Genomic DNA, 14,793 nt, shown 5'->3' with positions numbered 1-14,793 from the left:
TCGACCAGGCCGTTATGAACAGTTGGGGTTTTATGAACCTAGCCGCTCTAACGAGCTGATAAACAGATACGCATGTTGTCATCTATTGTAATATGTTCCTGGCTCTCAAATGGGAGCTCTTCAGGCCGATCCTGCATTTTCGGGGTCGGTGTTTGAGAATCTTTTTAATTTATTTCAAAAGCCTTACTTTCAAGCAAATGATCCCCCCAATCCTATCAGTATTGAATGTATGTTAACCAACAGAATTGTTCAATTTTTACCGAAAGTCATCCGGAAATTACAGATGATTTATCATCGAAACGCCAAGACGCCAAACGCAACCTCTATAACCTCACTAGCGCCAGTCGACTGGGCCGATGCTGACGAAATTTACACTAACACCCTGAGGGCTGCACTTGAGAATAGAGATAAGTTGGATATCAGAAATATAGCGGTAACTGGTCCTTTCGGCTCTGGAAAAAGCAGCATCATAAAGACGTTTCAAAGGAAGGTGTTTGGGCAAGGTTACCACTTTTTGAACATATCACTGGCAACCTTCAAAGAAGAACTGGTTCATGGAGCAACGCAGCCGCCAGATACTAGCGTCGGACATGTTGCGAAGCCGGACGAAAAGGACCAGCAAGAGCAGCTTAGACTGATAGAATTGAGTATTCTGCAACAGATTTTTTATGCAGAAAAGCCCGACGACATTCCAGACTCCCGATTTAAAAGAATCCATGATCTCCGAAACTGGAAGATTGCTGCATTGTCTTTTGGGGTTATGCTATATTTCGGGGCAATTTTTTTTCTGACAAAGGCGGCATTTTTTGGCAATCAAATTCATGAGCTCCTAAAATCCTTTTGGTGGTATGTCGCCCTCCAATGGATTGCATGCTCAATTTTCTTTGTTGGGTCATGGTATGTATTGGCCAAATCTATTCGGACAGTATCGAAGCTCAGACTAACAAAAATTTCAATCCAAGATGCAGATTTTGAAGTCGATCAGAATAGCAGTAAATCGATATTGAATCACCACATTGACGAGCTTATATATTTTTTCGAAGTCACCAAATACAATGTAGTTATCATCGAAGACTTGGATCGCTTTCAACAAACAGAGATTTTTACTAAGCTTCGGGAAATCAACCTGCTAATAAACAAATCAAAACGCATCAATAGAAACATCGTCTTCGTTTATGCTGTTCGTGATGACCTGTTCAAAGAAAACGAGCGAACAAAATTCTTCGATTTTATCTTGCCGGTTATACCGGTGATCAACTCGTCAAATTCAAGTCAGAAATTGCTCGAGAAGAAGCGGACCATGAATTATCAGTGGAAAGAAGATATCATTGAAGATCTCGCGATATTCATCGACGACATGAGGTTGCTTCATAATATTACGAACGAGTTTCAACTTTACAGAAGTAAGTTAAGTGCAGAGTTAGATGAAAACAAGCTTCTTGCGATGCTAGTTTATAAAAACCTTTATCCGGGGGATTTCAGTAGGCTCTCCGAAGGGGGTGGAAGTTTGTACGCATCTATCAACTTGAAATCAAGCCTGATACAAGAAAAGGAGGCATTATTGAACCAGAAGATAAGCGACTTAAATTCGAGTATCGATCTTTTGGAGCAGTTAACTATTACAGACCTAAGAGAACTGAACGCTCTCTACCTTCTTCGTGTGACTTCCGGGCTAACAAACTTTGTTGGATTTGTGATCAACGGACAAACAAAGACGTTGGATGAAATGCTAGATGAGGAAAACTTTGCCTATGTCATAAAAGGTGAAGCGAAATATAACTACAGTCAAAATGGTTACAGCAATCAACTCGCGTTAATGCCAAAACTAAGCGCGGACATAGAAAAAGCTGTCGATAAGAACCGTACATACAGAGATAGAAAACGCTTAATAATTGATTTTCGATCAAATATTTTGGAAAATTATAAAGTGGAAATTCTCAAATTGCAAAATGAGAAATCTGCCCTACGAAATACACCCTTAAGTGCCTTGTTGCCTGACGATCGAGAAGTTTTTCTGTCAGGGAGCGAGAAGCAGAGAGCCTTGATAAGCCTTCTGCTTCGCAACGGCTACATAGCCGAAGACTACGCCGACTATATTTCACTATTTTATGAGGGGAGTCTCACTAAGGCGGATTTTGGGTTCGTACTTAAAGTAAAAAGCCGCCAGGGTGAGAAATTCGACTATTCAATTATAAAGCTTCCGCAGATTATAAAGAAAATAAGCCTCGTTGACTTCGGAAAGCACTATATTCTTAATTATAGGCTGATCGATTTTTTGCTATCTAGCGGGGAATACCAGGAGCACCTATCATCAGTGATGAATTTACTCAAAGATGAGACAGGAAGGTCGGTCCAATTTATCGATGGGATGTTAGACCATAGTACTGAACTACCTATGTTCGCAACCAATCTTTGCTCAGCTTGGCATAACATATGGACGTTCATTGAAGCTCGGTCTAACTATCCTCTGAGTAAAGTAGATCGATACTTTTGGTTGATCATGCATTTTGCAAAAGAATTGGACATTGTGAAAATTGCACAAATGTCAGGATTTGTGAAGTATGCCTTGTCGAAGCCGGATTTCTTAACGAACATGCCCGACACCACCCGCCTAGAATTAGTTGTCACAACACTCCAGATGAAGTTTGTTGAGCTGGACGAGAGCAACGTAACAGGAGATCAGGCCAATTTCATTCATAAAAATTCTGCTTATGAGCTGAACGTTGACATGGTTGCGCTCATTACAAAGAAAATCGGAACCTTTGATCAGGTGCTTTTTGACAATTCGAACTACCTTTTTGTGCAAAAGAGTAACTGTCAGTACCTGATCGCGTACGTTGACAGGAATATTGACGATTATGTTCAAAACGTATTTTTGGCAATTCCTACCAACTTAAAAGAAGAGCAGAATAGCTATTTGTCACTTTTAAACCACGAGGAGATCGGTGAGGAGTTGCTGTTGCAAGTTATAAAAAAGGTTGACACAATTATTTCAGACATTCAATCGATCCGATATCCTGAGGTAGCGCAAATGCTGTTTGAACAAGGAAAAATTGAGGCAACATGGAGTAACATCTATGAGCAATATATGGAGTGCGACCAAGCGTTTCCTGATTTCCTGGTAACGTTTATCAACCAAGAGTTACATGCCAATGAACTTGCGGCTGGCTGCATGGCGGAGATTTCGTTTAGAGATGCAACCAAGCAACCTTTTCTTATTTCGTTTCTTGAAGACAATGAAATTGAGGATACAATTTACGCCCAGCTTTTACCATCAGTCGAGACGCCCGAAGATGACTTTGACATTGCGCATTTAACCGCAGCGAAAGTCACAAGTTTAATTCAACAGATCAGATTACCACCCAATTCAAGCTCTCTAGAAAAAGTCAAAAAAAGCCATCCCTTATACCAGCGGATTTTCTTAGAGCATTACAAGGCTTACATCCTCGAAAACTGGGACACTTTCGAGCTTGAGAGCCGCGACATTGATAGGATGCTAGCATCCAATGCTTATTCCCGAGATGAAAAGCAGAAGGTGCTCGATCAATCAACTGACTCCCAGGTTACAAGCAGCTCAGGCGTTTTGAAATCACTGACTGGAGTATTAGTGAATTCCGCCGGCATAAGACTTCGGCCAGCCTTACTCGACGCCGTTTTGCTCAATGCTTCGGCCAGCTCAGAAGACCGAATTGTCATTTTCAATACCATGGGCAACAACGTTCAATATCTTGATAAATTCATCAGGTTATTGGACACCCCTTACGCAAGCATTGGAATGCGTGGGCAAAAGCCGAAGTTACCCAAAACGGATTACAACCTTCGATTTGCCGAAATATTACAAGCGAGGAAATTCATATCAAGTTTCAAAGAGAACGAGGACAACATCAAAATTTATACCTTCATCAAAGATTAAGCAGGTCACCAGAAGATAGGAGGTCACATTTATGGGGGAGAGAAGCCGGCCCACTGCCGTTAATTTGAACAGCAAATGCCGTTTGGTAGTAAGCACAACAAGTGAAATTTGATTAGTTGAGTGATCGTGAGCAACAGGAATGTGCCGTTGAGATCAAGGCCCACGGATATTAGATCGATGAAGCGGCTGTTAATAGACTCTCAATATAGTTCGCATAATTCTGCACATTTGAATTCGCTGATCAAGAAACTGAGGGCGATTGTAAGCTTCACCTAACGGCCCTGCGGCTTTGTGTGCGAGTTGTGCCTCGATGATATCCGGGGCATAATTTAATCTTTCTCGGATGGTCGTTCGGGCAAGCGCTCGAAAGCCATGTGGAGTAAGTCTATCTTTGTATCCCATGAGCTGAAGCGCTAGCCTAGTTGTATTATCACTCAATGGTTTTTTGCTGTTAATAATGCTTGGAAACACAAGATCGGTGTTTAGGTGCCCGACTTCCATCCGTTGTTCTTTCAAAATTTCGATTGATTGTCTTGAAAGAGGATACGGGCCTCAATCGAAGGGAAATTCTAATGATTTCGGGGGCATCTTTTTTTTTTCGGAGGTGGCCAACCTGCCCCAGAGCTTGCCCAAAAAAAACATCACTGCTTTGCTGGCTTGGAACCAAATAATTGAACAAGAGTACACTCTGATGATCACGAGAGCAAAATTTTGCTGTTGCACGATCTCATCGCAAAACATAAAGCGCTGTTGTAAAAAAATGCGATATTGTCTGGCCGGTACTGTGCTTATCACAACCGTCAATTAACAGTGAAGAAGTGAATCCCCACACCTGAGGAACCTGGATATAACATGGCCGCTATTTTATTTCATCGAATTCTAAGATTGTCATCTCTAGCTGGGCCAGAATTGACCTTCGCTCAACCTCCGCGCCCTCCCGAAAAACCGGGAACCTCTCAGCAACGCTCGGGCCGCCACCAACAACATTCACCTTCGTACCGTTTTTTTATTAGTCCTTCGAGATGGATTTTGCTCTCGACATAGTCGTTCAGGTGAGCGATTGTTTTCTCATACGAGGTTACCTTTATTTTTAAACTGTCGAAGCCCCTGAAATATTTTGATTTTGAACAATACCAAAGGTCGATATCCGCAAGTGAGGCTAGCAAAGTTTTTCGAGAATTATTAAATTCTGTTCGGGCCTGTTTCAGGGCCTCCGGATTTCCCGAAAAACTCGGATCATAAATTAATAGAGGAGTGCGGCCAACGACATTGCCGCTAACATAACTTGAAATTAGCGCTGCTAATCCGTGATAGTTTTGAGAAGAGATCCTGAAGTCCTTTAAAGTCTGTGCTCTCTTCTCAAAAATTGACTGCCTAACAAATCGCTTTTCCTGTCTGCTGTCATCTAAACTGTTTAAGATAAAAACTGTAAGGAAGGCACCGATAGACAGTTGAATGAAACTTTTGGCAAGATCCATATACCATTTCTTCTGATCCGTCCAAGCTGCGGATTTTTCTACTTTGGGAGTTTTTTGCTGTTCAATTGAATCCATAGAACTGAATCATTAATTGCCGTATTGTTCAGAATTGGGTTTGCAGGCCGAATACTGTCGTAACGAGTTATCCGTTAGAAATTAACTGGTAACTATCTGATTTGTAGAGTATTTATATGGCATTCCGTCAGGCAATGGTACGTTTTTTTTTGCCAAAAGTCCTCGGATTCCAGTAAGATATTTATTTAGCGGGAAAACGGGCGCTCCATGTATACACAGGGGTTGGCAGGCGCCGCTTTGGACATGGAAGGGGTCACAAGTTCAATCCTGCTACGCTCTAGCGAATTGGTCGGCCTCAAAACGTTTTACTTTCGCCAGCTACTCGATGCGCTCTAGGAACATCTATTACATTGGCAGAACTTGAGCTGCCAATGCGAGGTCTGATTTATATTTGAGATCGTTGATTATGAAATGAACAAAGGGTCGTTACTGTGGCTCGACTAGTGAAGGTGCCAGTCATGCTAGGGTGAAAAATACCGCTAAATAAATAATTTTTTAAAATTAGAAACACATCTAATTTTATTGCGATATTTAGTAGAAATGGCTTCTGTTGGTATTATTTCAACTAGATAAAGCTCATGAATAAGGAAACCTCCGATAAACTGTCAGTCATTAGTGACTATGTGCGTCATCAAACTCCTTTTTGGAACAAAGAGATAAAAAACTTTGCCGGAGTTCACGTTGGTCAGAAAATAAAGGCTGGAAATTATCTTAACTACTACGCAATAGTTTTCCACGTCTTGGAAAAACCCGATTTAAACTCGTTAAGGGATAGGGATAGGATACCGAAGTTTTGTTTTATACCTCAAGGCCGTAAGACAATTAAGGTGCCGACTGATGTCATGGAATCAAAGGGACTAGAGCTTAAAAGCAATGGAATTCAGCCAGGCGAAGGGACATTTCCTCTTAATCTTAGCGATAGGCCTGGGACAATCGGTTTTTTTTTAGAAAGTTTAGACCAAACAGAACTATACTTTTGTTCTAACATGCATGTTCTGGCCCCAGACATCCTTGCTAAACGTAAGACAAGTTACTACAAACCAATTCCGAGGCAAACGAGAGCTGATGTAACTATTTTTGACACCAATGGTAGTGCGATGGCATTTTTAGAAAAGGCTTTATTCGATGGTATAGACATCGCTGTTGCGAGGGTTAAGGATAGGAATATTGTAGAGAATTTTATCCCGGAGAATGGAATCCCAAGTGGCGTTGTGGACGTCACGCCTCAGAACTTTAGAAGATTAAGGATTGGGCATTTTGGTTTAAGAAGCAAAAGCATGGACAGAAGGATCATTGGCTTTGAGGCTAATATTCCAACGCATATTCGTAATGTTTTTATGAATGATCTAATAGTTGCAGACTTGCCAACCGACTTTGGGGACTCTGGCTCTCCTGTGTTTGATGAGTTTTTGAATTTGGTCGGCATAGTTATGGGAAGTCCCAGAGATAACCCGTCATTGACGTTCATAATACCTATCCGCAAAATTATTAGCTTTGCGGGAATGAATCCTCTGATAAAAAGAACACGATAATAGTTGTTGATATGAAATATATTTCTACAATTTTATTGATTTTGGCACTAAATTTTACTTGTGGTGCGCAAGACTTTACTTTCCTAATTGGAGATAATGAGCAACAATTCGTTCTTAAAAAAGATGAAATTGACAAGTTAGTTTCGATTTCAAGCCAACAAAATAAACTTCAAATAAAGTCTTCTTCCGGTGCTCCGTATTCAGTTATTATTAATTCTCCAAAAGGTTCAATCGAAAAAGATGATCAGTTTATTTTGATCAATGAGAGTAATCTTAGCGAAAAACTCGTTCAGATTATGAAAGAAGGGAAATTGGTTGCTCAAGTAAAATTTGCTAAAAGGGACGAGGCACTTGCCGACGGAACACCGGACCGTGATGACGATCGAGATGGCGATCCTGTAGTGACGTCTAAGACATTTGGTGAATATTTTGCTGAACTGTTTCCAATTATTCATCCTACTGAGTTTGGTTTTAGGGTACTGAATGGAACCACCTCGAAATTTCGAGGGAATAAGTACATCCATATTTTCCTAGACCAGTTCGGAAATAATATTTTTTCTACAATTCCTCAGGGTATTTCCAATCTCCAATATGTGGTTCATATTTTCTATCAGGAAGATCCTATTAGCCCTGATAACGAAGCATATTCAATCAATCAACTAGAGGGGGAGTTTAATGACGCCATAATTTTTAACAACTCTTCGGAAATTAAAGGCATTGACTTGAAATCTGCTCGCCCATGGCGGCACAAGGAATTTTTGCTTAGCACTTCCACAAGTAATATTAAATTTGAATATGTTAAAAGTAGAACTGATGGGACTAAAATTTCAAAAGAAACTCTTGGAACTTATACTATTAAGATGGCTAAGGTTTATCATGGCTCTTTTGACATTGGGTTGTTGAATACGAAGCTCATATCGCCTACATATAATTTGATTGAAACTAGCCCAACCAGTAAAGTTGTAAAGAAAACGGAAAGCTCGAATCGAGGGATTGTTACATTGATGGCAAGCTTTTATGTCTCTCCAGTTATCTTATTTGAGAAGCTAATTGGTCGAGATATACCACAATATAAATTGTCTGGGCGAAGCTTTTTGGATGATCATAGATTCTATGAAAGAATTTATCCGACAATTGGCGTTGGTATCAACGAGAAAGTGTTCAACAATTTATTGTTTGGATTTAATTGGGAGTTTGCTCGTGGTGGTGCTTTCTTCATTGGGCGTCACTACGGAAAAGTCAATACATTTACTATCGATTTAGGTAATGGAACTTCAATGGAATTTGGAAAGACTGCAATAACACAGGCGCAGTTTGATTTGGCTTCGAACGTGGCGTGGAAAACTAATTGGGCATTTGGCCTGAAATTGGATGCGATGATTTTTAAGACGTTATTTGGTTTGTGACATCCTACTCGTACTTTCGTCATGCAAAAGCTGATATTCTTTTGTGTAGTTTTATTATTGAGCTCATGTAGGCCGACCCGGATTTATCGATCGAGTCAGTTTAAAAAGGGGTTTTCTCCTTTGTCGAACTCTATTCGACAGGAGATAAAAGGCTACATTGTGACTAGTGATCCCAGGGCTGAGTTTTCCCAAATAGGACTGGAATTGATCATTGTCAGAGCAAAGAGTGGCGAACATGCAAAGTTGAGAGAGATGTTGGATGAACTCTGTGATAGTAGAGAAAAAGCTAATGTTACGAAATGATTGCTAAAATTTGAAACCTTTCAATAATTGTAAGATAATTTGAAAATATCCTTAGGTCTGTTTCAACTATTCTGTTTGCAGGATGCCTAAAATGAATCATCTAAGAGATTTAGCTTTGGGCGTGAGTGCGTACAGCATCTAACTGTTAGATGTTAGGATTTTCCAAGAATGTGAGAACATTAGCATATAACTACCTTTCCTGCTCCTCGGGTCATCGCCAGATATAGGTTCTTGGCATTAAGTGAGCCGCCGCTCGGTATCACAACAACTTCTGCTTCCAGTCCTTTAAGTAACAGGGTGCTGCCAACAGCCTTTTTCGGCAAAGGTTGTCCGTGCAACCGATTTTGTTCACGAATCCGAACTGCTGCATCATGAAAGCTTATAGAATCATTGCAAGAATTTAGTGCTGGAATGCAGTAACGTGGCACATCAGGTCTGTAGTCCTTGACTCCTGGTAAACTTTGTAATTCGACAAGGAAATCGCGAATATTTGCATGCGTTTGGTAAGAAAGAAACTCTATGGCGGCAGTCTCCGCTGGATTTTCGTCTTTGTGAGCCTTTTTTGAATTGTATGGACTCTGGCGAGTAGGGCAGAAGGAGAGACATTAGTCATAAGATCGTCAGCAAAGCTGACAACTGTATGCAGGACGTTATCCGCTTTTAGACCAAGAGTTCTTGCAAAGTCGCCCATGTCTCGAAGATCAACTGCTTCAACAGTGACGGCACCATTAATCTTGCTAGCAAATGAGCATTGAAAGCGGGGGGGGCTGTCTCCGATAATCAATACACCTCTATTATTCTTCGCTTTTGCATGTTCGCTTTTAGCAATTTGCCATGTCTAAAACTTACACAGGTATGTTAATAGGACAATTCTGAGAAAGCTCCGCTATCGAACGACGTTTCCGATAGGTACGCCATCAAGTGCCGTTGAACTATTAGCGCGAAAACGAACTCGCAGTTCTAATACCACGTCATCTGAAATCTTTGTTGGTACGTGGGATGGTACACAGTTAAAAATATTTATACATTGAGGGTGTTGTATCTAAGCTAAATCATTGATTTTATTTGGTGGAGCTAACCGGTCTCGAACCGGTGGCCTCTTGCATGCCATCATAGCTGTAAGGTTTCCGAATATAGCAGTCACACGGAGAAAGCTATTGCACGGTGTGGGGGCGAAAGTAGATCCTAGTGATCAGGATCTAGGGATGGATTCAATATGCTGTCGGCAGTTCTCGAATTTACTTTTGAATGGGTTGCTGCGAAAGCTTCGAGATCAGGGGTCTATAATAATTTTTTTTAAGTATCTGAATGCTCTGCCAAGGCGTTACTAATCGATGAGTTGTTGAAGATATCTATCAATTATTATATGAGTTAGTTGTTCACCCCTTTTTGTGAGGTGCTCGATGCTGTTATTGGTCATGGGTGCAAAGTCCGTTGGGTAGTTTTTTACATCGTCGCGTCTTATTAAATCGGGTGGAGAGTACGGTAGACGGTTATCCTGCTGACCCAAATAAATAAGTCCAAATCCGGAAAGTTCGCCTGTTTCAAGAAGTCTGTGTAATCTCTGATACAATGCATCCTGAGCTTTACGGTGTACAGCTGAAAATGAGCGTGATACCCTTCCTTGCCACCAATAATGGTAGTCTTCCCCGTCAAACTGTCCTGCTCCAGCGTTGAGACTTATTATATGACTTACAGGGTATTTATAGATGGAATCGGGGCCTTTTCCGGGTTCGATGGCGGCCACTCCGAGGTTATCATAGACGCCACCATCAGTAAGCGAAACAGTTGCTTTGTATTGCAGCCCGTTTTTATTAAAGTCAAAATTTTCTATTAAAGGTGGTAGTAGAATTGGAAATGCTGCCGAGGCGGCAACTGCTTTCGCAACGAATGGACTTTCGCCAACAAGAGCACCATACCGCCATCCCCCAGACTTTTCGGAACCAAAACGAAATGCAGTGCCTGTTTTTAAATCGCAGGCATTTATTATAACAGATAAGTCTGGTTTATCGACGTCCCTAATTCTTTTACCCTTGAATAAACGATTGTTTAGAACGGCCTCGAAAGCTGTTGTAAAATTCCCCCAAATAGGTAGCGTTCTTGCAAGTGACAAGAGAAATATTTCAACTTTTTTGGTTGGGATACCAAACCAATTGCGGGTGGTAGAGATTACCATTACGCTTATTTGAAGAATGAACGTTAACGATCCTGTTATCAGCAGAGTGCCGATAATTTTTGGTGTTTCACTACTGAAGAATACTTTCAAAAGAATGTCTCTTTGAATACCTCTCTTTAAAAGTGCTATCATATCTTCGTCAAATTCTTCAAATTTTTGTGAGCCATAGGCCCAGTAAGCACCGATGATGCTCCCACCTGAGACAGTAGAAATAACTTTGACTTTATCGAGAATTTTTCGGTCTTGAAGTGCTCTTAAACACCCCAAATGAAATGCCATTGCCCGAGCGCCACCTCCAGAAAGTGCCAGAGCTATATATGGATTATTATTGCTGATCATAACTGCTTCGCTCAAAGACACTAGCTGAAAGAATTGGATATTCCAAAGTCCCACCTATAATAACCATTAAAAAATTGCTTCCTAAATAATCGTTTTTACTTTCTAATAATGAGCGCATTGCTGATAAGTCGGTATGACTGGGAATCGGTCTACCAAAGGGATGTGTGTGCCACATACCTATAAACGTAACAGATCCGGTTGTTCTTCTTGCCTTTTCTTGGTGCATTTCATTTACGCCTGCAGTTCCGCAGATAAAACAGCTTGGAGAAGCTAGACTGTCAGCTGGTGGGCCGCTAGTCTCGTCTACCCAGATGACTTTTAAATATTCATCCAGTTGTCCAAACAAGACACCTCCTGTTTCAGAGTATTTACCATTCACGCGCTCAGATCGCCTGACCCAAGAAAGCATTGATTTCACGGCGGATAGCTCTATACGTACCTGATATCCACTAACTCTGTCATCTAGCAATAGATAGTTTGACCAATCATGGTGCGCTTGTCTGGCTGGCAGTGCTGAAGACGTATTTTCTGACAAATTAATTGCGAATGCGCGCTGTACGGAAATTGTATCGTCGTTAGAAAGCCACTTTGCTGCCATATTGATCATTTGTGAAGTCAACGCAAGTACATCTGCAAATGAACCCCTAAAAGTAGGATTGGAACAACCAGGTTCTGGCTGAAAATGCTGCCGCCGTTTCTCAGACGTTGGCCAAAATTCTTCAAGAAAGTCCTGGCCATTTATTGAATTTGAAAATGCAATTTTACTGCGGCGGTCTATATCCAAGGACATTCCAGCAACACGCTCGGTGGACAATGTCATTAGGCCAAAATCAGCATTGTGCCCTATGTTCATTGTGATGACCGGTGGATGCCTTTTCGGTGAGTGCCTGAAATGATACTCTAAAGCGTTTGCAAATGTAGTAGATGCTGTTGCATCAATGATAACATCGGCTTGCATCAGCTCCGTATACACTTCATTGCTACTGAACAGATTAATTAGATTTAAATTATGACAGTTGACCTGAATATCTGGATTTGCCTTTTGAACGTTGACCCTCAAAGCGGACGTCTTTGTGTATCCAATATGTTCCCGCCGAAAATCTTGACGAACTAAAATTCCGGGTGTAACAACATCTTTGTCAAATAGTTGTAGTCCGGTGGTGCCAGCTCTTACCAGCATGCTGGCAACAGAACTACCGATCGCACCACAACCCAGAATTGCAACGTTTTTTCCTTTCCACCAGCTTGCAGCAGATCGGGAGTCGCGTCGTTCGACAATTTCGGGGCGATCCTCCATTATTCGGCACCACTCAACCTTGGCGGAGGCAGCCCATTCATAAAATTGCTTACTATCCACCTTATCTTCTTCTGTTGCCGACAATATTACATCTCTAAATTTGTCAGCTTGCTCAGCATCAATAAGCCATCCTGTTAGATGCTGTAAACGCTGACCACCAGCGGTACCACGCATAGCAGAACCTAATAGAAATATCGCTCGCTTCCCCTTAGCGGTCTTAAGGATTGCCAATTCAACAATCGCTCGAACTAAATTTACTGGCAAGTTCCTTTCGTTAAGGGCCATTAACAAGTCAAACATTGTCTTTGGGTATTCAAATGGCATGTCGCCAGGTAGAAGAATAACGGATGCCAGCCGTCCATCGGGTAAATCATCACCATGCTCTATCCAAGTGCCTAGCTCCGCAACAACATCATTTTCACGGATGATCTCAACATAACCTACCCAATAAAATGCATTTGGGTTTGGAGTATTCGTTCTAGGTACCAATCTGAAATTGCTAACAGGGTAAGCTGCTGGTGGGTGAAGCGGCATACCTGCGGGATCAAGCTGCCCCTGAGAGGCTGCTTCAAGCCACTTGTCTAGCCGTTCAATGAAACCAAACATCCCTTGCGACGGCTGCCACTCAGTCTCTGGTGACTGAAAAAGACACATATGGTTGCCCCACTGTACATGTGGGAATGCTCCGTAGTTATTATGTGAAAAACTTACAGATGGTATATCCAGGGGGAAATTCCACGGAACATCAATTTTTATTTTTTCCCTGATCTTAAATGGTATACCATTATCTTTTTTTGGATATTGTTTACAACTTACAGAAACAATAACATTTAATGCCTGCCCTTCTTCCCGTGCCTCAATAACATTGAAAACCTCGAACTGCCCATTAGATGCGTTTGCAATATCTGTAAGCTGCTTAGTGGCCCAAATTTGACCTGTCGATTTCATTCTTGACCAAAGCCTACCTTAGTGACCGGCGGAATATTCGTTCCACGTGCAGCCGCAATAGCGCTGGAAAGCGTCTTTTGTGCACTTTCAGACATTTGATAATTTTCATTTACTAGTGTTAAGCCATTTTCAGTCGAAGAAAAAATGATTGGTTTAACGTTCTCTGGCGTACTGACCTCTCCGGTACAAACAAAGTTGTTATTTACAATTTCCTCATATCTGTTCCTGGCTATTATATGTGGGGGATTATCACCTGATTTGTTCGATGCTGGAAATTCGTTTGAACTTGAAACTATGTATCCAATGGTTAGTTGACAGTTTGAAAGCTCATCAAGAACATCCTGTTGAAGAATGTTGTTACCTTCAGCATCCCTCTCGTACATAGCCTTCTTTGAGCAATGATGAGGAGCCAAAAGAACGTTCCAGGAAAGTCGCGCGTCATTTCCGTGCGCATGTGTCTCTCTGAATATTTGCATGATAGACGGATATGAAAGATCACCAAGGAATAAACCATAAATTGGATTTCCAGGGCCAATTATAATTTGCATCGCTAAGCTCGTTTCATTTCGGGCATCTGCTAGACTTATTTTGAATGGCGCATGGATGAAGGCATTAAATCTGTCGCCTACGTAAGTCCCGTCTAATGTATCAATAGGATTGCCGGGACGCGTATGAAATTCGTTTTCCGGAAAGCCATAGTAGGCTTCACCGGGTTCGAATAATTCGCTTGCGTAGCCGATGATGCGGACACGATTGCCTGAACCTGGGTCACCGTTTGCGTCAATGGCTAATTTCGCTCGTCTGTGAGCTTCCTTACGGAACACTAAGGCATCTTCACACAGGTCACATGCATCTTCGTACTCGCGAAATATTCTAGGTGTATGCCAAATTTCGCCGATCTCAACGCGGTCAAGTAAATCCGCGAAACCTTTGCAATGATCTGAATCAGGATGAGTGAGTATAAAGCAGGATAGGTAGGGCTTGCCATTCCGCTTCGGCAGCCTAGCAACGAGCTCATCGACAATAGGTATGTGTTCGTTTCCTTGCTCATCGGCCATTAACTTATCATTAATGTCAAGTTGCACAATTTCAGTTTCACTGACTACAATTGTCGTAGTGTCACCCGTCCCAACAGGCCAGAATATAAATGAAGGATTAGTCACATCTCCGAACATGGCAACCTTTTTTATATTATTAACAGGTTATGTATTTATAGCACTGAATAGCGCCACTATACAAGCAAATCTGAATTTAAAGTAAATCTGTGATTGTTCTAAATACCAATTCAACAAATGATTATTCGGTATTTAATTACGTAAAATATCT

General features: G+C 41.4%; 7 protein-coding genes. 3 read left to right on the top strand and 4 right to left on the bottom strand.

Going from position 1 to position 14,793, the window contains the following annotated elements; translation table 11 throughout:
• The first annotated feature begins 109 nt into the window (after positions 1-109).
• Positions 110-3,913, top strand: a complete 3,804-nt coding sequence (locus tag BP71_RS13085; protein WP_496379837.1) for an ATP-binding protein — start codon at positions 110-112, stop codon at positions 3,911-3,913.
• Between the two features lie 956 nt (positions 3,914-4,869).
• Here the strand turns inward: BP71_RS13085 and BP71_RS13080 are convergent.
• On the bottom strand, positions 4,870-5,466 hold the full coding sequence (locus BP71_RS13080; RefSeq protein WP_496379835.1) for a hypothetical protein: 597 nt from the start codon (positions 5,464-5,466) through the stop codon (positions 4,870-4,872).
• Between the two features lie 578 nt (positions 5,467-6,044).
• Between BP71_RS13080 and BP71_RS13075 the strand changes: the two genes are divergently transcribed.
• Both BP71_RS13075 and BP71_RS13070 read left to right on the top strand, forming a co-directional pair.
• Positions 6,045-6,998 carry a hypothetical protein gene (locus BP71_RS13075; RefSeq protein WP_496379833.1) on the top strand — a complete coding sequence of 318 codons (954 nt, stop codon included), beginning with the start codon at positions 6,045-6,047 and terminating at the stop codon, positions 6,996-6,998.
• Positions 6,999-7,009: 11 nt separating this feature from the next.
• Positions 7,010-8,404 carry a hypothetical protein gene (locus BP71_RS13070; RefSeq protein ID WP_496379831.1) on the top strand — a complete coding sequence of 465 codons (1,395 nt, stop codon included), beginning with the start codon at positions 7,010-7,012 and terminating at the stop codon, positions 8,402-8,404.
• A 1,630-nt stretch (positions 8,405-10,034) separates the two neighbouring features.
• Here the strand turns inward: BP71_RS13070 and BP71_RS13065 are convergent.
• Genes BP71_RS13065 through mblB form a run of 3 tightly spaced genes read right to left on the bottom strand, consistent with a single transcriptional unit; the run spans position 10,035 to position 14,642 of the window.
• Positions 10,035-11,237 (bottom strand): patatin-like phospholipase family protein, encoded by a 1,203-nt coding sequence (locus tag BP71_RS13065; protein WP_496379829.1) that lies wholly within the window; start codon positions 11,235-11,237, stop codon positions 10,035-10,037.
• Complete coding sequence (gene cap2-3, locus BP71_RS13060) at positions 11,209-13,467, bottom strand: anti-phage 6A-MBL system cap2_3 protein (RefSeq protein WP_496379827.1); 2,259 nt, start codon at positions 13,465-13,467, stop codon at positions 11,209-11,211. Before cap2-3 ends, BP71_RS13065 begins: the two co-directional genes overlap by 29 nt.
• Positions 13,464-14,642, bottom strand: coding sequence for an anti-phage 6A-MBL system MBL-fold protein (gene mblB, locus BP71_RS13055; RefSeq protein ID WP_496379825.1), 1,179 nt, complete (start codon positions 14,640-14,642; stop codon positions 13,464-13,466). Before mblB ends, cap2-3 begins: the two co-directional genes overlap by 4 nt.
• Positions 14,643-14,793 lie beyond the last annotated feature (151 nt).

This window comes from Dyadobacter ginsengisoli DSM 21015 (genome assembly GCF_059568735.1).
The sequence above is the reverse complement of the archived record's forward strand: the minus strand, read 5'-3'. Positions and strand labels throughout refer to the sequence as shown.

What these genes read in the sequence shown, in the direction of transcription:
- BP71_RS13085 (WP_496379837.1), top strand. Translation starts at nt 110, where the DNA reads ATGGGAGCTCTTCAGGCCGATCCTGCATTTTCGGGGTCGGTGTTTGAG.
- BP71_RS13070 (WP_496379831.1), top strand. Translation starts at nt 7,010, where the DNA reads ATGAAATATATTTCTACAATTTTATTGATTTTGGCACTAAATTTTACT.
- mblB (WP_496379825.1), bottom strand. Translation starts at nt 14,642, where the DNA reads ATGTTCGGAGATGTGACTAATCCTTCATTTATATTCTGGCCTGTTGGG.
- BP71_RS13080 (WP_496379835.1), bottom strand. Translation starts at nt 5,466, where the DNA reads ATGGATTCAATTGAACAGCAAAAAACTCCCAAAGTAGAAAAATCCGCA.
- BP71_RS13075 (WP_496379833.1), top strand. Translation starts at nt 6,045, where the DNA reads ATGAATAAGGAAACCTCCGATAAACTGTCAGTCATTAGTGACTATGTG.
- cap2-3 (WP_496379827.1), bottom strand. Translation starts at nt 13,467, where the DNA reads ATGAAATCGACAGGTCAAATTTGGGCCACTAAGCAGCTTACAGATATT.